Annotated in this window: 20 protein-coding genes; 10 read left to right on the top strand and 10 right to left on the bottom strand. The window is 49.5% G+C overall.

What is annotated here, in order from left to right:
- Positions 1 to 286, top strand: a 286-nt coding sequence (locus H579_RS0104830; protein ID WP_028299745.1) for an IS110 family transposase, incomplete at its 5' end; no start/stop codon positions are given.
- 95 nt (positions 287 to 381) lie between these two features.
- Here H579_RS0104830 and argA read toward each other — a convergent pair.
- From argA to H579_RS0104815, 3 genes are all read right to left on the bottom strand, one after another.
- A complete protein-coding gene (argA, locus tag H579_RS0104825) occupies positions 382 to 1,701 on the bottom strand; it encodes an amino-acid N-acetyltransferase (RefSeq protein ID WP_028299744.1) in 1,320 nt (439 codons plus the stop codon).
- Positions 1,702 to 1,925: 224 nt separating this feature from the next.
- The gene (locus tag H579_RS0104820) at positions 1,926 to 3,194 is read right to left on the bottom strand and encodes an inorganic phosphate transporter (protein WP_028299743.1); all 1,269 of its coding nucleotides are present in this window, start codon (positions 3,192 to 3,194) and stop codon (positions 1,926 to 1,928) included.
- Positions 3,195 to 3,271: 77 nt separating this feature from the next.
- Positions 3,272 to 3,946 (bottom strand): TIGR00153 family protein, encoded by a 675-nt coding sequence (locus H579_RS0104815; protein WP_036565335.1) that lies wholly within the window; start codon positions 3,944 to 3,946, stop codon positions 3,272 to 3,274.
- A gap of 251 nt (positions 3,947 to 4,197) precedes the next feature.
- On the opposite strand from H579_RS0104815, the gene H579_RS27600 reads away from it, so the two are divergent.
- Positions 4,198 to 5,661, top strand: coding sequence for a CYTH domain-containing protein (locus tag H579_RS27600; protein WP_051227310.1), 1,464 nt, complete (start codon positions 4,198 to 4,200; stop codon positions 5,659 to 5,661).
- Between the two features lie 36 nt (positions 5,662 to 5,697).
- Positions 5,698 to 6,627 carry an ion transporter gene (locus H579_RS24255; protein WP_084623938.1) on the top strand — a complete coding sequence of 310 codons (930 nt, stop codon included), beginning with the start codon at positions 5,698 to 5,700 and terminating at the stop codon, positions 6,625 to 6,627.
- 119 nt (positions 6,628 to 6,746) lie between these two features.
- Here the strand turns inward: H579_RS24255 and H579_RS0104800 are convergent, their stop codons facing one another.
- Entirely contained in the window at positions 6,747 to 7,268 is a 522-nt protein-coding gene (locus tag H579_RS0104800) for a DUF3087 family protein (protein WP_028299741.1), read from the bottom strand.
- Positions 7,269 to 7,466: 198 nt separating this feature from the next.
- Between H579_RS0104800 and H579_RS24250 the strand changes: the two genes are divergently transcribed.
- Entirely contained in the window at positions 7,467 to 8,879 is a 1,413-nt protein-coding gene (locus H579_RS24250; RefSeq protein WP_036565333.1) for a sigma-54 interaction domain-containing protein, read from the top strand.
- Between the two features lie 431 nt (positions 8,880 to 9,310).
- Positions 9,311 to 10,966 carry an acyl CoA:acetate/3-ketoacid CoA transferase gene (locus H579_RS24245; protein WP_051227309.1) on the top strand — a complete coding sequence of 552 codons (1,656 nt, stop codon included), beginning with the start codon at positions 9,311 to 9,313 and terminating at the stop codon, positions 10,964 to 10,966.
- A 153-nt stretch (positions 10,967 to 11,119) separates the two neighbouring features.
- On the opposite strand, the gene H579_RS0104780 is transcribed toward H579_RS24245, so the two are convergent.
- Complete coding sequence (locus H579_RS0104780) at positions 11,120 to 11,422, bottom strand: hypothetical protein (protein WP_028299740.1); 303 nt, start codon at positions 11,420 to 11,422, stop codon at positions 11,120 to 11,122.
- A gap of 334 nt (positions 11,423 to 11,756) precedes the next feature.
- Between H579_RS0104780 and H579_RS0104775 the strand changes: the two genes are divergently transcribed.
- The 3 genes from H579_RS0104775 (at position 11,757) to H579_RS0104765 (ending at position 14,958) form a co-directional block, all read left to right on the top strand.
- Positions 11,757 to 12,323 carry a sigma-70 family RNA polymerase sigma factor gene (locus tag H579_RS0104775; protein WP_028299739.1) on the top strand — a complete coding sequence of 189 codons (567 nt, stop codon included), beginning with the start codon at positions 11,757 to 11,759 and terminating at the stop codon, positions 12,321 to 12,323.
- Positions 12,302 to 13,012, top strand: coding sequence for an anti-sigma factor (locus H579_RS0104770; protein WP_028299738.1), 711 nt, complete (start codon positions 12,302 to 12,304; stop codon positions 13,010 to 13,012). Before H579_RS0104775 ends, H579_RS0104770 begins: the two co-directional genes overlap by 22 nt.
- A gap of 317 nt (positions 13,013 to 13,329) precedes the next feature.
- Positions 13,330 to 14,958: a methyl-accepting chemotaxis protein gene (locus tag H579_RS0104765; RefSeq protein ID WP_028299737.1), complete on the top strand. Its 1,629-nt coding sequence runs from the start codon at positions 13,330 to 13,332 to the stop codon at positions 14,956 to 14,958.
- A gap of 308 nt (positions 14,959 to 15,266) precedes the next feature.
- On the opposite strand, the gene H579_RS0104760 is transcribed toward H579_RS0104765, so the two are convergent.
- The 4 genes from H579_RS0104760 to H579_RS0104745 form a co-directional block, all read right to left on the bottom strand.
- Positions 15,267 to 15,992 carry an ABC transporter permease gene (locus H579_RS0104760; protein ID WP_028299736.1) on the bottom strand — a complete coding sequence of 242 codons (726 nt, stop codon included), beginning with the start codon at positions 15,990 to 15,992 and terminating at the stop codon, positions 15,267 to 15,269.
- Positions 15,992 to 16,681: an ABC transporter permease gene (locus H579_RS0104755; protein WP_028299735.1), complete on the bottom strand. Its 690-nt coding sequence runs from the start codon at positions 16,679 to 16,681 to the stop codon at positions 15,992 to 15,994. The genes H579_RS0104760 and H579_RS0104755 overlap by 1 nt, the downstream gene beginning before the upstream one ends.
- 70 nt (positions 16,682 to 16,751) lie before the next feature.
- Positions 16,752 to 17,501 carry an ABC transporter substrate-binding protein gene (locus H579_RS0104750; protein ID WP_028299734.1) on the bottom strand — a complete coding sequence of 250 codons (750 nt, stop codon included), beginning with the start codon at positions 17,499 to 17,501 and terminating at the stop codon, positions 16,752 to 16,754.
- 118 nt (positions 17,502 to 17,619) lie between these two features.
- On the bottom strand, positions 17,620 to 18,393 hold the full coding sequence (locus H579_RS0104745; RefSeq protein WP_028299733.1) for an ABC transporter ATP-binding protein: 774 nt from the start codon (positions 18,391 to 18,393) through the stop codon (positions 17,620 to 17,622).
- A 403-nt stretch (positions 18,394 to 18,796) separates the two neighbouring features.
- On the opposite strand from H579_RS0104745, the gene H579_RS0104740 reads away from it, so the two are divergent.
- Together H579_RS0104740 and H579_RS0104735 are read left to right on the top strand one after the other, a co-directional pair.
- A complete protein-coding gene (locus H579_RS0104740; RefSeq protein WP_028299732.1) occupies positions 18,797 to 19,036 on the top strand; it encodes a hypothetical protein in 240 nt (79 codons plus the stop codon).
- A gap of 318 nt (positions 19,037 to 19,354) precedes the next feature.
- Positions 19,355 to 20,077, top strand: a complete 723-nt coding sequence (locus H579_RS0104735; RefSeq protein ID WP_028299731.1) for a CBS domain-containing protein — start codon at positions 19,355 to 19,357, stop codon at positions 20,075 to 20,077.
- A gap of 100 nt (positions 20,078 to 20,177) precedes the next feature.
- Here the strand turns inward: H579_RS0104735 and H579_RS27595 are convergent, their stop codons facing one another.
- Positions 20,178 to 21,038 carry a ProQ/FINO family protein gene (locus tag H579_RS27595; protein ID WP_051227308.1) on the bottom strand — a complete coding sequence of 287 codons (861 nt, stop codon included), beginning with the start codon at positions 21,036 to 21,038 and terminating at the stop codon, positions 20,178 to 20,180.
- Between the last annotated feature and the right edge of the window lie 12 nt (positions 21,039 to 21,050).

The raw sequence follows: 21,050 nt of genomic DNA, 5'->3' as shown, positions 1-21,050 counted from the left end.
ACAAGTAGCGGCCTATTTGGGTTTAGTGCCTCGTATCCAGCAATCAGGGCAATGGAAAGGAAGAAGCCGTTTAAGTAAGCAGGGGCCAGCCAAAATAAGAGCAAAGCTCTATATGGCAGCAGTCAGTTGTTTACAACATAACCCAGATATTCGACATCAATTTAAGCGTTTAGTAGAGAAGGGTAAAAGTAAAATGCAGGCCCTGTGCGCAGGTATGCGCAAGCTTGTTCAAATTTGTTTTGGTGTTGTAAAGCATCAAAGCGAATATCACCCTCAATCAGCCTAAAAGAGCTGTTGAAGGTGATTTGGAGAGATGGTATCTACAATAACTTATCTTGACCTACAATAACTTATCTTGATTGGTATTACTCTTACCCAGCACTATAGCGCCTTAACAAAAACCTTAGAGTTGCGTTGCCAGTTATACAGCTGCTGACGACTTTGCGGCAAAGCATCCACACCCGCAGGCTCAAAGCCCCGCTCCTGAAACCAGTGGGCGGTATGCGTAGTTAACACAAACAGCGCCTTCAGCCCCAAGCGACGGGAACGCTTCTCGATATGTTGCAGAATCAGGCCGCCACGATCACCGCCGCGAAACTGGGGATCAACCGCAACACAGGCCAGCTCTCCAATCCTTCCATCCTGTTCATCCATATAAGGATATAGCGCCGCACAGGCGACGATCATGCCATCCAGCTCCACCACGGTAAACTGATCGATCTCGGTTTCCAGCCGTTCACGGGAGCGACGTACCAGCACTCCCTGCTCTTCCAGGGGTTGAATCAACTCAAGAATGCCGCCAACGTCATCAATACTGGCATCACGTACCTGCTCATACAGCTCCTGAGTGATCATGGTACCGCCGCCATTACGGGTAAACAGCTCCTCCAGCAAGGCTCCATCCTGCTGATAGCTGATCAAATGGGCGCGCCCGACACCAAAGCGACTGGCCTGCCAGGCAGCTTGCAGGGCCGGATACAAACGATGTTCTTCTGATAGCAGATCCAGCAACTGCCCTGCCTGTTTAGGTGCCATATCCCGGATCACCTCACCCTCATCATCCAGCAAACCTTTCTGCTCACTGAAGACGATCAGCTTATCCGCTTTCAGCTCAATGGCCGCACGGGTCGCTACCTCCTGCACTGTCAGCGAAAACACCTCTCCTGTCGGTGAAAAACCAATGGGGGGCAGCAAGACGATAGCGCCATCATTCAACTGACGATTAATCGATACACAATCCACACTGCGCACAATACCTGCATGACCAAAGTCCTGACCATTGATAATACCCAGCGGGCGCGCTGTAATCATATTGCCGCTGGTCACCCGAATGCTGGCACCATGCATGGGAGAGTTTGGCAAACCAGACGACAAACGGGATTGCAACTCCAGACACGCAGAACCTGCTGCATCCTTAATTATTTCCATCGCATCGCTGCTGATTGCAGGACGGGGGCCAAAAAATGCCAACTCTATATTACGTTGCTCAAGACGCTGCTGAATCTGCGGTTGTGCGCCAAAGGCCAGCACCAAACGCACTCCCAGACTGTTTAACAGCGCCAGGTCATTGACGATATTGGTGAAGTTTTGATGCTGCAGGGCATAGCCATCCAACAACAGGACAAAGGTGCGGCCACGATGGGCGTTAATATAAGGCGACGAGTTACGAAACCAATGTACGTAATCTTGTAGGTTGTCCAATTTCTGTCAGTCCAACTCAGCGGGTTGATCAAATATTCATAGCATAAAGTTATGCTGATTGTAGTCGCCAGCACGACAAGAAGAAAGATAGGATAGCAGGACTAAACCCTGCAGAGGGATCAAACATTTAACGCAAAACTGTAAACTCATGCCGGATAGCATGCCATAAAAATGGCGGCCTTAGAGCCGCCATCGCTTATAAAAAAGCACCTTTGGCGTCTGATTTAATTGCCAAACACACCTTTCAGTACGAAGAAGAACAGAATAGACAGCGCAGCACCGGCTGGCAGCGTGATAATCCATGACAGAAAGATGGTTTTCACAATATTCATATTCAGCGCCGCAATACCCCGGGCCAGACCCACACCCAGTACAGCACCTACCAGCGTATGCGTAGTGGAGATTGGCAGACCTGTGCCGGATGCGACAACCACTGTTGTTGCGGCCGCCAGTGTCGCGGCAAAACCACGGCTCGGCGTCAGTTCAGTAATATTGGTCCCCACAGTAGCGATTACCTTGTGACCGTACATCACCAGACCTGCGACAATACCACCAGCACCCAGCAGCAGAACCCAGGAAGGCATCACTGACTTACTGGCAATCTCACCACCCGACTGAACCACACCCACAACAGCAGCCAGAGGACCCACGGCATTCGCCACATCGTTGGAACCGTGAGCAAATGCCATCGCACAGGCAGTGAACATCATCAGAACGCCAAACACCTTCTCTACACTGGAGAAATGGAACTCTTTATCCGCCTGCTCATCACGCTGAATATTCTTCAGCAACATGACACCAATCGCCATAACCACAGCACCAATCACCATTGACCACAGCGTTGCTTCCAGATAAGACAGGTGCAAACCCACATGCTTCAGGCCTTTCAGCAAGGTCACCATCGCAATCACAAAGCCAACCAGGAACATATAGAAAGGCACGTAGCGCTTAGCGTTGGCAAAAGGATCGTCTTTCTCAAGAATCAGATTCTGTACACTACGGAACAGGAAGAAGGCTATCGTACCGGCTAACAGGGGAGACACCACCCAGCTGGCCGCAATTTTACCCACTTTAGCCCAGGCAACGGCTTCCACTGAAATACCAACAGCGGCAAAACCAACAATTGCGCCCACAATGGAATGCGTAGTGGATACAGGCCAGCCAAAGTGAGTAGCAACAAGCAACCAGATACCCGCTGCCAGCGGCGAGGCCAGCATACCAAAAACCAGTAATTCAGGCGTATCAGACATTAACGCCGGATCAATAATACCTTTACGAATGGTCGCCGTTACCTCACCACCGGCGAGATAGGCACCGGCAAACTCAAACATAATTGCAATAACAATTGCCTGCTTGATGGTGATCGCTTTGGAGCCTACCGAGGTCCCCATGGCATTGGCCACATCATTCGCACCCACACCCCAGGCCATAAAAAAGCCGAAGACACAGGCCAGGATAATAAAGACATCGGCGTATTGAGCAATAATTTCCATAAAATAACCGTTAAGTCGTATTTCGTTATTCAGTCATCGCGACAGAGTGGAGTCGCATTCTATGTGTTGCCTGTCGATTATTTCGCCAGAAGAATCTGCAGGCGACTTCCTACGCGCTCGGCACGGTCAGACAGATCACCGATCCAATCGATTATTTTATACATAAAGATCACGTCTACCGGTGGCAGATTCGCTTCCAGCTTGAATAGCTTGGCACGAATATGAACCTGCAGCTTATCCGCTTCGTGTTCGTACTGATCGATCTTCTGAATCATGCCTTTCACCAGTTCTGATTCATGGCGACCAAAGCCGGTTTCCAGCAGTTCATCTATCTCACTCATAGCGACCTTTGCCTGCTCCGCAGCCAATACCGCTTTTTGCACATACGCGACCATATCTTCCGCCAGTTCCTCTGGGACCTTCATCTGGCGTCCCAGCATGATACCTGCGATATCCTTGGTCTTATTTGCGATCTTGTCCTGTACCGTTAATAGCTCTAACAGATCCGAGCGGGACACTGGCATAAACAGACTTTCCGGCAGGTTTGCACGGATCTTCGCCTTGATATCGTCCGCCTCGTTTTCCAAACCAGAAATTTTCTGCTGCAGTGTTTCAGCTTCCTGCCAATCCTCTGCCAACACAGCTGAGAAAAAAGGGATCAGCTGCTCAGCACACGCGTAGGATTTTGACATATGTTCCTGCATAGGGCCGAAAGGAGAGCGCCCAAATAGCTTGGAAAATGCGTTACTCATGGTCTTCACCTTGGGGGTATTAAATCTTGGGCGAAAGTATAAAAGCAGGATCTTTCCGTGTCATAAAAAGTTCTGCTTCATGTCATCTTTTTTTGATAAAAATGTCATATTCATCTGATAAAGAACCTTATATGACATCAAGATTACACTTTTATTACAGCAGTAAGCTTTTTTCTTCTTTTGGCGAACGACCATTTGCACAGTAAAATGCCGGGGAAACACTCTGACCCTAATTATTCGCCGAGGACGTCATGGCCAAGGAAATTGAACTAAAGCTGGCAATTCCAGCCCAGGCAGCAGATCTGCTCAAACAGCATCGGGTATTGCAACAGGCACGCAGCTATGACAGTAAAGAGCTGATCAATATCTACTTTGATACCGACGATCTGGACCTGAACCGTGCCAGAGTGGCCTTAAGAGTCCGTAAAGCCGGGGATCAGTATATCCAGACCCTGAAAACCGCCGGTAATGGCAGCGGTGGTCTGCATCAAAGAGGCGAATGGGAGTGGGTTGTCAAAGGCCCGCAACTGGAGTTGGAACATATCGATCCGTCGCTTTGGCCTGCACCATTGGACCCAGTTTATCTGGCTCAAAATCTGAAACCTGCTTTTGAGACCAACTTTACCCGCAAGAAATGGCTACTGGATGTTCACTTTGATCAAACACAAGCCGAAATTGAGATGGTATTGGACAACGGGGCTGCCATTGCCGGTGGACACAGAGATACTATCAGCGAAATCGAACTGGAATTGGTCTCCGGTGATAGCGACCTTTTGTTTAAGGTCGCCCATGATCTAAGCGACGTCATTCCTCTGCAACTGAGCAATATCAGTAAGGCTCAACGCGGTTATCGTCTTTTTGCACCACAGCAGGCAGGAGTCCGCGTCAATCGTATACCACCTTTTGACAGCTATGCCGGACTGGTCACTGCAGCACAAATTGAATTGGATCACTTTATCGCCGCACGGGATATTCTGAGCTTTGATCGCAACTGGCTCAATCTGGAAAGCCTGTATGAGTCACTGCTGCAACTACGCTGGTGTTGCTACCACCTGAACCGCTCCAGCGTAATCGATAAAGCCCTGAAGATGCCCACTTATTTAAGCTATAAGCTACGCATGTTCACTTATAACCTGGAACACCTGGTCAATATCTACCGCCAAAGCCAGGCCTGGCAACGTCTGGACAACTGCCCAAAGGAGCTTCAACACCAAGCTGATTTTACCCTGCTTAACAGCCAGTATCACGCCATAATCAATGAACCCTGGATGGGGCAGAGCATGTTGGAGGTGATGCAGTGGCTGTATATCCTGAACAAAGAAGACCTGCCCTATCCCTTCCATGACAATGAACTGATCTTTCAGGACCTGCTTCGTCGCGTACAACTCCCTTTACATCCTACAGATAAAATCCTTTGGCTAAAACAAACATCACCTCTGTTACACCTGATTCGCTGGGTCAATTATCAGAACCCTCAGCAGGGGCTGGGTACCAAACACTTAATCCATGAAGCCAATCTACTGGTCGATCTGATTAATGAGCTGGGCGGCCTGATGTCAGAAGAGCTGGCCATTCAAAACATGATAGACCAAGGCCTGAAAGTTGAACCGACGCTACTGGCAAGAAATCAGAAGGATCAGTACGACAAAGTTCTGGAGCTGGGTCGTATCGCCCTAAGCTTTAACACCCTGAAGAAAAACCTTCAGACCCATTAAAAATCTGGCACAGGGAAATAACAGGATACTGCCAAGATGAGCGAACAGAACTCAGCCAAACCTTCCGGACACCGGGCCTGGATCTACCACGTAATCTTTGAGGCCAATACGCCATTGGCCAGAGGATTTGATCTTTGCCTGATATTTTTTATTGCGGCCAGTGTGATTCTGGTGATGCTGGACAGCGTCGAATCCATTCGTGAGGTCTGGCATCGGGAGCTTTACATCGCAGAATGGTTTTTTACCATCATCTTTACCATTGAGTACCTGCTGCGTCTTTACTCCATTGGCAAGCCCTTGAAGTACGCCACCAGTTTTTTTGGCCTGATTGATCTGCTATGTATTATCCCCACTTACCTCAGCCTGTTTTTCGCAGGCACTCAGGTGATGCTGGTAGTACGTTTAATACGGGTGTTAAGAATCTTCCGGATTTTGAAGCTGTTTCACTATGTCGGTGAAGCCGCCGCTCTGACCAAAGCGATGCAGGCCAGTCGGCGTAAAATTACGGTCTTTCTGTTTACCGTTCTCACAATGGTAGTGATTTTTGGTTCGCTGATGTATGTAATCGAAGGCCCGGAAAACGGTTTTACCAGTATCCCGCGCAGTATCTACTGGGCCGTCGTCACACTGACAACCGTGGGCTATGGCGACATTACCCCCCAAACCAATATTGGCCAGTTTCTGTCATCGGTGGTGATGATTATGGGCTACGGCGTCATTGCGGTCCCGACAGGCATTGTCACCGTTGAACTATCACAAACCATGAAACGCCATATGATGCTGGTGTGTCATGGTTGTGGTGAAGAAGGTCATGAAGCGGATGCGGATTACTGCAAATATTGCGGTACAGAACTGTCTCGCAGGGATGGCAAACAACGCCACCTTAAGCCGATGCCACTGCCTGATCGACAGCTGAAGAATGAGCCAGACAAAAACACCGGCTCACACGACAGCGATAAAACCTAGCGCTCAACACTCAATACTCAACACAAGAACGACAAATATCAATCGTTCGGCGGGAGCAACAGATCGAATTGATCAGGTAACACCACTGTGCTACCTGATCATTGCTGACTTCTCAGTGGTTAGTCTGCCAATTTAGCCGTCACTTCAATCAGCTCGGGTTCAACCACAAGCAATGGCTCTGCCCGCTGCTCCTCTGTTAAGGTAGCCAAAAAAGCCTGCTGCTCTTTTTCCAGCTCGGTGTGACCATATTCGTTGCTTTCCAGAAAATAGACCTGCAACAAACCCTCATAATAGAAGCGCAGTATCATACGGGCATTATGATTACCCTGCTCAGACAGCTGTTTCAGCTTATGCATTCGATTAGTCACCCGCGCCAGCATACGTTTCAGACGGAACACATATAACAGAGATTCCAGGCGAGGATCATTGCGATAGAAGGAAAACAGCAGGCTCGATATTAAAATCCCGACAATCACCCCCGCCAGGTTAAGATAGAAATTCCCGCCCTCGGGATTGCCTAACGTGTGCACCAACACCTGGCCACTGGCCAGAGCGCTGACAGCAAAACAAATGATCAGCGTGATACTGACTTTTCGACTCAGTTTTAAATACGCTGCTTTATCAACATCTTGTAACTGCATGGTCACCTCTTATCTGGACGTGCTATTTTATCCTTACTGACCCTGGGCTGGCAGTAAAATTCGACGATTAGCTGAAAAACTTCCACCCTATGTTCTATTAATCGGCATGATCAACCGCATGTATTGATCATGACTTAGCCTACGGCTATCTGACAGGTCAGTACGCTGCTACCGTTTAAAGAGTTGAGATTATCGACCATGAGCCCTCAAAACCTGCTGCAACTACTATCCTGCGACGCTCACTACGCCACCCTGCTGGATCAGCTGGCCAAGGCTTGTCAGGGGGCTATCGCGATTGATGCAGCGCTGAATATCGTATGGATCAGCCAGGCCTATCGTGCCATGCTGCAACTGGACGATGATTTTGACCCCACCGGCCTGCCTCTTGAGCAGATTCTCCCGACTTCTCAACTTCCCCGGGTGGTACAAACCGGTAAACCGATGTTTCTGGATCTGATGCAGATCAGTGGTCGCTGGTGTGTAGTAAACCGCCTGCCTCTGAGGGATCAGGAGGATAACGTTGTGGGTGCTCTGGGTCTGATCTTCCATGACGACCTGGAACAACTGCAACCTCTGTTCGATAAATTTGCCCGCCTGCGTCGCCGTTTTGAAAAAGAAAATCTACTGCGCACCAGCCGTTACGCCCTGGACGATATGGTCGGGGAGTCGCCACAGGTTCTGCAACTCAAGCGCCAGGCTTTAAGAGCCGCTCAGCTGGATACCACGCTGCTGCTACTGGGTGAGACAGGAACCGGTAAGGAGTTGTTAGCCCAGGGTATTCATCAGGCCTCACCCCGTCGCGACGCCCCTTTTGTGGGTATCAATATGGCGGCACTGCCGGAGCCTCTGGCCGAAGCGGAACTGTTTGGCACCGCTGCCGGGGCCTATACCGGAGCCGATAAAAAAGGCCGTGTCGGCAAGGTCCAGCTGGCCGATGGCGGCACCCTGTTTCTTGATGAGATCGCAGAGATGCCTCTGGCAATGCAGGCCAAGCTACTCAGAGTACTACAGGAGCGGGAAGCTGAAGCCCTCGGCTCCAATCGCCTGATCAGTGTCGATGTGCGGGTTATCGCTGCAACCTCGCAAAACCTGGCTGAGCTGGTACAGCAAGGGGAATTCCGCGCTGACCTCTATTATCGTCTGAATGTCCTCCCGATTGACCTGCCGCCTCTGCGCCAGCGTACAGGGGATATCCCGGTATTAGCACAACATCTGTTGCAACAGATCCAGAAGCAAACTCACCTCCCCCCGCTGGCGCTATCACAACAGGCTATCCACTGGCTGGAAGGCTACCACTGGCCCGGCAATGTACGGGAGCTGAGAAATCGTCTGGAGCGTGCCTGTGTGATGGCCGAAGGGGAACAGATCTACGCTGATGATTTTGGCATTCAATTAACGGACCAGGGCCATGTGCCGGTAGCCATAATATCAACAAGAAACCATCCTTCAACACAAACCAACCGCCTGCAGCAACAGCGTCAGCAGAATGACTATGTACTGATTCAACGGGCTATTGAACAACATCATGGCAATCGCACGGCTGCCGCGAAAAGCCTCGGCATATCCCGCGCGACGCTATACAACCGACTCAAAAAAGCACAGGCTGAATAGCCACAGCCACAGCCACAACCACAACCACAACCACAACCACAACCACAACCACAACCACAACCACAACCACAACCACAACCACAAGTGTCAACCTACTCAGACAAAGCTGCACACACCTTGACACTAATCGTATAAAAAATTAGACATATCTTTCCAGGCCAAAACACAACTACCAGGCAACATATTGTTTTTACTAAACTTTATAATCCTGGCCCAATCCTTGTACTAACTGAGCTTATATCAACAGCTCCGATGAAATAGGCACACACAGGTTTAACCGGGCTCAGCAGACTATTTTGTGCACACACTTGTCCGGTTGGCTTTTATTGAAGTGGGTATATCAGCGATTGGCTGTTTTAACAGACTGTTTTTAAGAGTATCTTGCTTAAAGTTAAGGCTCTAAAAATAACAAAAAACCTGAGAGTTCTGTCATGGATAAACTGATCACCGCTGAGCAGGCCGCCCAGCTGATACACTCAAACAGTACCCTGGCCACGGGTGGCTTTATCGGTATTGGCTTTGCCGAAACACTGGCTAAGGCTATCGAAAAACGCTTTCTGACCACCGGAGAACCGGCAGATCTGTCTCTGGTTTATGCGGCCGGTCAGGGCGATGCCAAAGAACGGGGCCTTAACCATTTTGCTCATCAGGGTATGATACGTAAGGTGATCGGTGGCCACTGGGGGCTGGCCCCTAAACTGGGTGAGATGGCGATCAACAATGAGATCGAAGCCTACAATCTGCCTCAAGGTGTCATCTGCCACCTGTATCGGGAAATTGCCGCAGGACGTCCTGGCCTGTTTTCCAAAGTGGGATTGCACACCTTTGTTGACCCCCGCCAGGATGGCGGCAAAATCAATAGTCGCACCACTGAAGATCACGTCCAACTGATGCCGATTAATGGCGAAGATTATCTGTTTTATAAAAGCTTCCCTATCGATTTTGCCCTGCTGCGTGGCACGACTGCCGATAAGAACGGCAATATCTCTATGGAAAAAGAAGCCCTGCCACTGGATGTGCTGGCGATTGCTCAGGCGGTTAAGAACAGCGGTGGTCAGGTTTTGGTACAGGTAGAACGGATCACCGAGCACCATCAGCTCACCGCTGACCGTGTCCGTATCCCTGGTATCTTGGTTGATCACGTGATTATCGCCCCCGTTGAAGACCACCCACAAACCTTTGGTGAGCAGTACAACCCGGCCTATAGCGGCGATATTCGCCCTCCGGCCAGCCAGGTTATTCCTACGGAGCTGAACGCCCGTAAAGTGATAGGTCGTCGCGCCCTGCTGGAAGTGCAAAAGGGCGGCGTAATCAATCTGGGGATCGGTATGCCGGAAATGGTCGCCCAGGTTGCGGCAGAAGAGGGGATTCTGGATAGCTTTACCCTGAGCGTGGAACCCGGAGGTATCGGCGGTCAGCCTGCCAGCGGTTTAAGCTTTGGTGCGGTCAGTAACGCTGATGCTGTGATCGACCAGCCCGCACAATTTGATTCCTATGATGGCGGCGGTTTGGATCAGGCTTTTTTGGGGCTTGCTGAAACCTGTCCACAAGGCCATGTGAATGTCAGCCGCTTTGGCAGTAAGCTGGCAGGGGCTGGCGGTTTTATCAATATCACTCAAAATACTCAGGATCTGTATTTTCTGGGCACCTTTACTTCTGGGCCACAGCAGATGAGCTTCGACAACGGCGAGCTGCAGATCCTTGAAAATGGCAAGCAGAAGAAATTCTGTGCCGCTGTACAGCAGATCACCTTTAACGGGAAATATGCGGCAGAGCGTCAGCAACAGGTCACCTTTATCACCGAACGGGCTGTTTTCCGTTTAACCGAAAAGGGACTATGCCTCACCGAAATTGCGCCGGGAGTCGACCTGCACCGGGATATTCTGCAACAGATGGACTTCAGCCCGGAGATCGCTCACGATCTGACGATCATGGATAGCCGTCTATTCCAAAGCGGTCCGATGAACATTCGTTATGACCGTAGCGCACCGGTAAAGCACCTACGCTCGATGTTTAAACAAGCGGTCAATCGTCGAGCGACAACTATCAGCAATAAAGACTCAAAGGACTCAGCAATGGCCTGCTGATTTTCAGGAAGAATGCCTTAAGCCACAACCACTTTAAGTTCATCAATAGCTTAGGCGTTGTGATAGGCACAATAAAACCGGAGCATCAGCGGCTGTTCTCTGACGAACTCGATGCTTCGGTTTTATTTGTACTCGTTTAACTCAAACCCCGCTTCAATGGCGAGTATCGGAGCCTTTAGGCTCGCTGGTCATAATCTGAGTCACATACTCGGCGCGACTGCTGCTATTAATACTGCGGTCACGCTCGTTACACCAGATGATCAGTGCTTCAACATCTACCGGCACCTTGTCAACACTGATACCTTTTTCAGCAAAGGTAGTGATCATCTCGTCTGTTTTAGCTGCCCATTCATGCCAATCATCCTCCAGCATATCCGAATCATCGGCCACATCCAGAAAACGCTGCCACTGTTCCTCTCTAATCCAGCAGATACCTGCCCGTTGTTCTAACGACATATCAATTAATCCTGTGAAATCTTTTTAATGGGGCCTATACACCCTAGCATATTCTTATAAGGCTTTCCCTTATGGATCAATTTTCCCTTATCATTCAACACAAAAGCAGGAATAGTCATCGCAAAACCACAATATTTCCATACTCTTCAAATATAGCTCCAGAGGATAAATTATTCGTTACTTCGGTAAGTTTTTTCGCGACCTGGTGCTGACTGAAGTCTTGGAATAAAAGCACTTCTCGTTTAGAGTCCCACACCTAAAAATGTGAACCTTTTCTAACTTTAGCGCTGCTGTTTACCGCTAAAATATGCGCCATTCGCTGGATGGAACAAAGATGAAAGCAACCGACTCAGATCAGCTGGAGCTGAAAAAGCTGCTCGCCCGCTGCAGCGAAAAAGATGCCAGAGCCCTGAAAAAGCTCTACCAAAGCACTTCATCGCATCTGTTTGCGGTTGTGCTGCGTATCTTAAAAAATGAGAGTCATGCCGAAGACTGCCTTCAGCAAGTCTTTATTAAGATATGGAATAATGCGGGACAATATAATGCCGATATTGCCAAACCTATGACATGGCTAAGCACCATTGCCCGTAACCAGTCCCTGGACTGGCTGCGCCGTTATAAGAATGATCAGTTGAATGACGGTGACGAAGTCTTGACCGAGATGTCAGACAACTATCAGGATACTGATCATATCGCCCAGCGGTGGCAGGCATCAGACCAGGTACATCACTGCCTGGGTACGCTGAATAAAGATCAGCGCCAGTGCATTGAGCTGGCCTATTTTGACGGCTACAGTCATCAGGAGCTGTCTGACCGGCTGATGGAGCCGTTAGGCACTGTCAAAACATGGATTCGTCGTGGTCTTGAGAGGTTAAAATCATGCATGAATCAATCGATTTAACAGATCCGCAGCAGCGTAACCAAGCCGCTGGCGAATATGTACTGGGTACGCTATCCCCCGAGGAGAAGGCCTCTTTTGAAGCCCTGCTGGCCTTTAGTCCTGATCTTCAGCAGGAAGTGCAGCATTGGCGTGAACACCTGCAAAGTCTGAATGACAGCCTGAAACCTATAACACCACCGAAGCGTGTCTGGCAGGCCATCGAGCAGGAGATTCAGCCCCGACGCTGGTACGAAAGCCTGAAGCTATGGCAGCTTACCAGCGCGGTTTCGTTCTCCTTTATGCTGGCAATGGGATCAGTTCTGCTACTTCAGCAACCGACGATGAAAAACAGTAGTTCTGACTATGTTTATGTGGTGAACAGCCAGGAAGAGAAACCGGCCTGGCTGGTGAATACCAGCATGGATCGCACTAATATCATGGTTCAAACCGTACAGCCCCCTAAGCTGGAATCAGGCATGGCCTGTAAGCTGTGGCTTAAGATGAACGGAGAGTATGTCATGCTAGGTACCCTGCCTCACGAAGGCCTGGGCAAATATACTGTACCCATGCCTTATCGTAAGCAACTGGTGAACGCCGAGGTTCTGGTCAGTATCGAACCTATGCATAAAGAGGTGGCTCCTGAAGATATGGGGCCTGTGGTAGACCGGGGTAACTTTATGCCCTTTAACGGCTCAACACGTCGCTTCTAGCCTGTTAAGCCGCCTGCTTTTTTATTCAGCCCCTCTATAACCCTAGAGGGGTTTACAGGCTCTGACTTATGCGTTCCCTATAGGTTTTATACTTTTCTCTCAAATCAGAAAAAACCTTGTGCGACTACTCTTGTGTAGCCTCCAGTACCTGTCATAAAACAGACTTGATCTTGCCGTAAAAAAACACCAGACCAAAAAAACAGATTGCAGCCGAGCAGCCTGCACCATGTTACACTCAGCCTAATGGCAATGGATGCCCATTCAACAAGGGTGATTTGGCATCCCACTACACACATTATCACCGAAGGAAGCCTGCAATGAGTTTACAGGACATTAGTGTCAAAGCCCGTCTCTACCTACTGACCTCCATTGCAGTGATCGCAATGGCTGTTCTGGAGCTTTTAGCATTACAGGATCACCGCCAGGCGCTCTATGAAGAGTCTGCCAACCGGGTTCAAATGTTGGTTGAATCTGCTCATACCATGGTGGCCAACCTGGAAAAAAAGGCTCAGCAAGGCCAGCTGACACAGCAGGAAGCACAGAGTCGCGCCCTGGATAACCTGAACGCTATGCGCTATGCCGATGGCGAATATTTTTTTGTATTGGACTACGATACAACAACCCTGGCAAATGGCGGCAGCCCATCCGCTGTGGGTAAAAACTTGAGAGATACCCGCACCACAGATGGTACGCAGGTTTTTAAACAGATGGCAGATCTGGGTAAACAAGGAAAAGCCGATGGTTACTTCACCTATTACTGGCCTAAAGCCGGGCACTCTGAACCTAAAGAAAAGATCTCCTACGTTAAGGTTTTTCCGCAGTGGGGATGGGTCATCGGCTCCGGCGATTACACCTTCGAGATTGATGAGATCTTTTGGCAAGGTGTGACCCATGCCGCCATTCAGTTATTAATAGTGCTGGCCGTTCTGATCGCTGTAGCTCTGATGATTACCCGCTCGATTATTACGCCACTGGACAAAGTCAGTCAGGCCCTGAAACAGGCAGCCGCTGGCGACCTGCGTGTTCGTGTTAATCTGACAGGACAAGATGAGCTCAGTCAGATGTCAAAAAACGTCGACAGCACGCTTCAGGTTTTCCAGGATCTGGTGTTCACCCTGACCAGCTCCGCCAATCAGCTACATGGAGCAGCAGAAGAGTTGGCGGCTACAGCGGAACAGACAAGTCAGGGTATTCGCCGCCAATCGGAAGAAACGGACCTGCTCTCTGCAGCAATGAATGAGATGTCAGCCACGGTACAAGAGGTGGCGCGCAATGCCAGTATCAGCGCACAAGCTACCCATAATGCGGATGAAGAAGCGGATGAGGGCAACCATGAAGTCGAGGATACGGTGAATAAGATCACTCATCTTAGCGCCGAAGTGGAATCAGCTGCCCAGGTCATCAAGGCTCTGGAAAAAGATACCGATGAGATCGGCAGTGTGCTTGAGGTGATTCAGGGTATTTCAGAGCAGACCAACCTACTGGCACTGAATGCGGCCATTGAAGCTGCCCGCGCCGGTGAAAGCGGCCGTGGTTTTGCCGTGGTTGCTGATGAAGTCCGCCAACTGGCACAACGTACCCAGGACTCCACCATGGAGATCCGCAATATGAATGAGCGCCTGCAAAATGGTGCCCGTAATGCGGTCGAGGTGATGGAGCGCAGCCGCAAGTGGGCGGATGAGTCGGTGACCGCTGCGAACAAGGCCGGTGGAGAACTGGCAATGATCGTACAGCAGATGCAGCAGATTCGGGATATGACGGATCAGGTTGCCACTGCTACCGAAGAGCAAAGCGCTGTAGCGGAAGAGATGAACCGCAACCTGGTCAATATCGTCAATGTTTCAGAAGAGACCGCTGCCGGGTCGGACCAAGTCGCATCCAGCAGTGAAGAGCTGTCACAGCTGGCGATCCAGTTACAGCAGAATGTCGCGCGCTTTAAGTGCTAAACATCACTCTTCTGGTGTAAGTAGGCATATAGTACTTTTCCCTGCATAAAACCCGTAGTTTCTGTATCTGATTGATCAGAAAACACGGGGATTTTTATGTTTTTCCAGCGAGTACTTAGCGCCGACATAAACCCGGCTCAAGTCTTATACCGTTCCCGATAAGTTTATTGATATCAGAGTCGGTTGGATAAGCGAAGCGCCATCCGACACTGACTCCGATACCTGATTATTGTCGGAAGGCGCCTTGCGGCTTTTCCGACCTGCAACAACTTATCTGGCTTGGTATTAATCAGTGCAACCCAGAGCACTCACAACTGAGCATCCAGATCTTTTGGCTTTTCATTGGGCCAGTGTTGATGACGATTAAAACGGCGTTCCAAAAAACGAAACAGTGCAATAATCACCGCACTGATAATCAGATAGATCACACCTGCTGCCAGGAAAATCTCCAATGGCGTATAAGTCCGGGCAATTACCGTACGGGCCATACCGGTCAGATCCAGCAAGGTGATGGTACTGGCCAGCGCACTGCCTTTTAACATCAGAATCACTTCGTTACCATAAGACGGCATCATAATCCCGAAAGCACGGGGCAGAATAATACGACGCAGCATCAGCGGATAACTCATACCCAGCGCCTTGCCCGCTTCCAACTCACCTTTAGGGATAGACTGAATCGCCCCACGCAGCAGCTCGGCAATATAAGCTGCGGTATGCAGGGCAAAGGTGATAATTGCACACCAATAGGGTTCACGCAGAATAGGCCACAATGCAGACTCTTTAATAACATCAAACTGCGACGCACCGTAATAGACCAGAAAGATCTGAATCAGCAGAGGCGTACCACGGAAGAAGAAAATATAGGCAAACGGAAACGCCTGTACCCAGCGGCGCTTAGACACCCGCATCAACGCCAGAGGCAGCGATAGCATTACTCCGATTAAACCGGAGATCACAACCAGTTCCAGGGTCAGCCAGGCACCATTGATCAGCTTAGGCAGATTGTCAAAAATTACATCCCACGACCAGTTCATTAGCGCGCTCCCCGATAACCACGATTTGCATGACGCTCCAACAGGTATAAACCGCCCATGGAGATACAGGTCAGCAGCAGATAAACCACGGCAGCTGCCAGATAGAAGGTAAACGGCTCTTTGGTGTAACCCACCGCCACCGAGGCTTGGCGCATCAGCTCATTCAAACCGATCACCGACACCAATGCGGTGTCTTTCAGCAAGACCAGAAACAGGTTACCCAAACCCGGCAGGGCTAAACGCCAGACCTGCGGCAGGATAATACGACGAAAGGTCTGAAACCCAGTCATACCCAGCGCCACTGCCGCTTCCCGTTGACCTTTGGGTATCTCCTGTAACGCACTACGGAACACCTCGGTGGCATAGGCACCAAAAGCGATACTCAAAGCAGCAACACCGGCCACGAAGGGGCTGAGTTCAATATACTCGTCATAACCAAACAGACTGGCAATGGCCATCAGTAAAGCGGACGAACCAAAGAAGATGGTCAATACCAGCAGCAGCTCCGGCATACCCCGCACAAACAGGGTGTAACCATTACCGATGGCATTGGCGACTTTAGAGGAGGACATCTTGGCCGCAGCCCCTGCCAGCCCTAATAACAGGCCAAAAAGCAGGCTGCAGAGTGCCAGTTGCAGGGTCACCCAAGCGCCTTCCAGCAGCAGATGACCAAAACCTTGCAGATCCATAAACAACACCGTTTGAAACAGTGATGGCCGCATAGGCGGCCATCACGGATAGAACAGTAAACTGTTCAGATTAATAGATAGAGAACGGGAAGTACTTGGCATTGATACGGTCGTAAGTACCATCCGCCAGAATATCCTGCAGCGCTTTGTTCATTTTTTCACGCAGCTTGTCGTTCTTACGCACAGCGATACCGATCTTATCATCGATATCGATCTTCTCGCCTTTGAACTCATAGGCCTGACCTTCTTTAGAACGTAGCCAATCGTAGGCTGGCAGCTGGTCAGATACGATCGCATCCAAACGACCGGAGGACAGATCCAGGTAAGCGTTATCCTGGGTATCGTACAGTTTTACCGTTACTTTGCTGGACAGGTTATCTTCCAGGTACTGACCAGCGATGGTGGCACGCTGTGCACCAATCACTTTACCTTTCACCTGAGCCGGGCTGAACTTGCTGCTCTTAGGTGCCACAAAAATCAGACTATTGGAGTAGTAAGGATCAGAAAAATCCACCACGCGGCTACGCTCTGGCGTGATCGACATACTCGCGATAATGGCATCGTACTTACGGGCCATCAGACCCGGGATAATACCATCCCAATCCTGTGCAACGATGGTACAGTCTGCCTTCATCTTCTCACACAGCGCATTGGCGATATCCACATCAAAACCCTTCAGTTTGCCGGATTCGTCAATAAAGTTGAACGGTGCATAAGCACCCTCAGTCGCAATACGTACCTTATCAGCGGCCAGGGCAAAAGGAGCAGATACCGTTGCTGCAACCAGAGTTGCAGTAGCCAGTGCTTTTTTCAGACTCATTGTTGTGTCCTCTATGGGATGGTTTTTTTTATTAGCTTATTACAAGCGAATCAAACGTATCTTTTGCTTAAAACTGTTATTTTCTGTTTTTAACATAGCGCGTTTCGACAATAATCGCCTACAGATGACTGCTCAGAAACTCCCGGCAGCGCTCCGAGGTCGGATTGCCAAACACTTGTTCAGGCGGGCCGATCTCTTCAACCCGACCCTGATGCAGAAAGACAATCTGTGATGACACATCACGGGCAAAACGCATCTCGTGTGTCACAATCAACATGGTACGGCCTTCCGCCGCCAGATCACGCATCACACTTAATACTTCATTCACCAATTCTGGGTCCAGGGCCGACGTCGGCTCATCAAACAGTAGTACCTGCGGGTCCATCGCCAATGTGCGGGCAATCGCCACACGCTGTTGCTGGCCTCCAGACAGTTGACTGGGGTAATTATGACGTTTCTCAAACAAACCGACTTTCTTCAGCAGCGCTTCCGAACGGGCGATAGCCTCATCTTTACTCCGCTTCAGGACATGGATCGGTGCTTCGATGATATTTTCCTGAATGGTCATATGGGGCCAGAGATTAAAGTTCTGAAAGACAAAACCTATCCCGGCACGCATACGCTCCAGCTGTTTCTGATCGGCGGCTTCTAAAGCACCGTCTTTGCCTGACTTTAAACGCAGTGCTTCACCGGCCATCTCAATGGTGCCCTGTGACGGTGACTCCAACAGATTGATACAACGAAGAAAGGTACTTTTTCCTGAGCCACTGGAGCCAAGAATAGAAATCACATCTCCATCCCGTGCTTGCAGGGAGATACCTTTCAGAACCTCCAGTGAACCGTAACTTTTGTGCAGATCTCTGATTTCCAGAGCAATAGGCGCGTCAGACATTAAGGCGCTTCCAGATGGTTAGTATTTATACTTTATATTTCCAGCATTAGACCAAAGTTATAAATTAATTACACCGGGTCGTCCAGCCTATGTCCTGCTCAAATGGGACTCTTTCTTCTGCTGGTGCGACCCAGATGGCTAAAAAAGTCTAAAAAAGGGTGTCACTACAGTGAAAATAGTGTCGCAAACGCCTGTCATAACCTGCAATTAAGCCTGCTTCAGCTCTATGACGCCCATACTTAGTTCCATTTTAAACATATATATTTTTGTAAAAATTTATTTACATCTATCTGTACGCACGACGACTAAATATCAGCCCTATCCATAACAGTGTTAAACTAATATGAATCAACCAGCGTTTTTCTGACCTGTTTATCCTTTTTCCTATCCTTCAGGAGGCCTTATGAAGAGATTATCAGACTGGTTCATCCTGCCATGGATGCGTAATAAAACGCCCGACAAAGATCACTTTTACCGACGAGGCTTTACCCGTCGCTACCAGGTGCGGAAAAACCGTATCAAGGATCTGTGGATTGGTGGCGGCCTAATCGCTCTTAGCTACCCTGTACCAGCCTTTTTAGCAATTCTGGGACTGTTCTGCTGCTTTCTGACCTTTGCTTTCCTGGATGAAAACTCACTGTAAAAAAGCCGCTTTCTATGATTGCCAATCCAGCAATAACACCCTTTGGGTCTCTAAGGATCTTTTTCGTAGAAAACAGCTCTAACCTTTAAAGGCGTGGAGAAAGGCGTTGAGTCCCCCTGCATCGCTGGACTTTCAATCGCAGGACTTTTAAGCGGCGTAAAGTAGTGATGAAAACCGGGCCTTAACAGGGCAAAATAATAACGGATAGCATTAACAAAATGTCACAAAGTATGGTCAGCAGGGTAAACCTCTGTTTAACCACGCCGATATAATCTTAAACAACGAAGTAGCAAGACGGCTGAAGAGACGGAGAAGGTTATGGTTTTTGCGGTATATGAACAGGGGATGCGCATCCAAACACCCCGCAAAGCGTTACTGGGACGCCGGAGCGTTACTGCACTGGAACAGCCAAGCGCCAGCCGGAAAATGGCCGATACAGACAGTGACAGCAACCACCTTGAGCGTCTTGCCGAACAACCCTTTGAACAGATTCAACGTCGACTGCAGTTGAACCGTGATGAAGCAGATGAGAAACAGGCCCGGCCGAAGCCAATGGATAACTCTCAACGGGCATTAAACGCTTATAACAACACAAAACAGGTTGCAATTGGCAAAAGGCCACGGGTTTCCGCCAGGATGATTATGACGGAACCCGTAATTACTGCGGACTTCGACGCCAGTATTCAGGACGGTTGGCAGCTACTGCAGCAGCATGGTGTCAGTCACCTGGTTCTGCAAAACCGCCGCGGTGCTCTACTGGGCATGGTAACTGATAAGGATATTTTGAAAGCTACATCAGGGGTGGGTCATATTGATCTGGCAAACCGTTCACCGGATCAGGTGATGCTGGGTACACTGATTAATCGCAAGCTATTAACAGTGGGCCCTGATACTGAAGTACTGGATTTAGCCAGCGTCATGCATGATCAGAAGCTATCAGCATTACCGGTAGTGACAGAAAAAGACGAGCTTATTGGTCTGATTACCCGTACAGATGTATTGCAAGCAGTCGTGAGCCATCACCTTGAACTCTGGTACTGAGCACCCCACTCAGTACCCCATTTGCCCATACCTAACGACCTACGCCCGCGAAGCTGCCCTCTCTTAACTGACTGGCTTATTTAACGTTACTTGGTCAGGGTCAGCTGCGCTTATTAACCAACTGAGCCAGCTTGGAGCTTAAACGACGGTTTTCCTCTTTTTCCCGATGAGCTTGCTCTTTCTGCTGCCGCTGAACACGTATATCATCCAATTGATTAGCCGCATGTAATGCCTCTTGCTCAGTCACAAAGCCAGCATTATTTCCCATTAGATCCAGGCGTACCGCACCGGCTTTTAATAAACGTAAATAACGAGGGCTGCGCACATAACCTGCCAACGCCCGGCGAATCCAATGATCCGGCAACCTCTCATTGGCGGCCAGATCTTCATGGATACCGATTTTTAAAGGCTGCATACAGGGATTGGAAAATGCTTTGGGATAGCGCTTACACCACTGATTAAGAATATCCTTGGCAGAGAACGTCTCCGGCAGGGCTTCTTCCTGCTCAGATTCAGCAGCAGACTCAACAGATTGCTCATTATCCTGCATACTTTCACGAATCATAGCCAACAGGGCTTCAGAGCTATCCAGCAGAGAGCTACGGGCAATTTCTTTGATCCGTTCCTGCAGACCAACCAGGCGCTCAGACAACAACTGATTATCAGCCTGCAGACGCTGATTCTCTTCTTCCAACCTGTGATTAATCTCGTGCAGATCTTGGTCATCACTCTGCTGTTGCTGAGCTTGCGTCAATTGCTGCTGCAGATTAAGAAGCTGCTGCTGAAGAGCCTGCTTCTCCGCTTCCAACTGCGCTTGAGCACCCAATAAACCCTGGTTTTCCTGCGTAAGCGTTTCCAGCTGCTGACGCTGCTGCTTCATGGTGTTCATACTGCTCTGAGCACGGACAAAAACCTGATCAAACAGCTGATCCAGTGTTGTTTTGGCTACATCATTCCCCATAGACTCTATCCG

Source organism: Oceanospirillum beijerinckii DSM 7166, assembly GCF_000422425.1.
Taxonomy (GTDB): Bacteria; Pseudomonadota; Gammaproteobacteria; order Pseudomonadales; family Halomonadaceae; genus Oceanospirillum; species Oceanospirillum beijerinckii.
The sequence above is the reverse complement of the archived record's forward strand: the minus strand, read 5'-3'. Positions and strand labels throughout refer to the sequence as shown.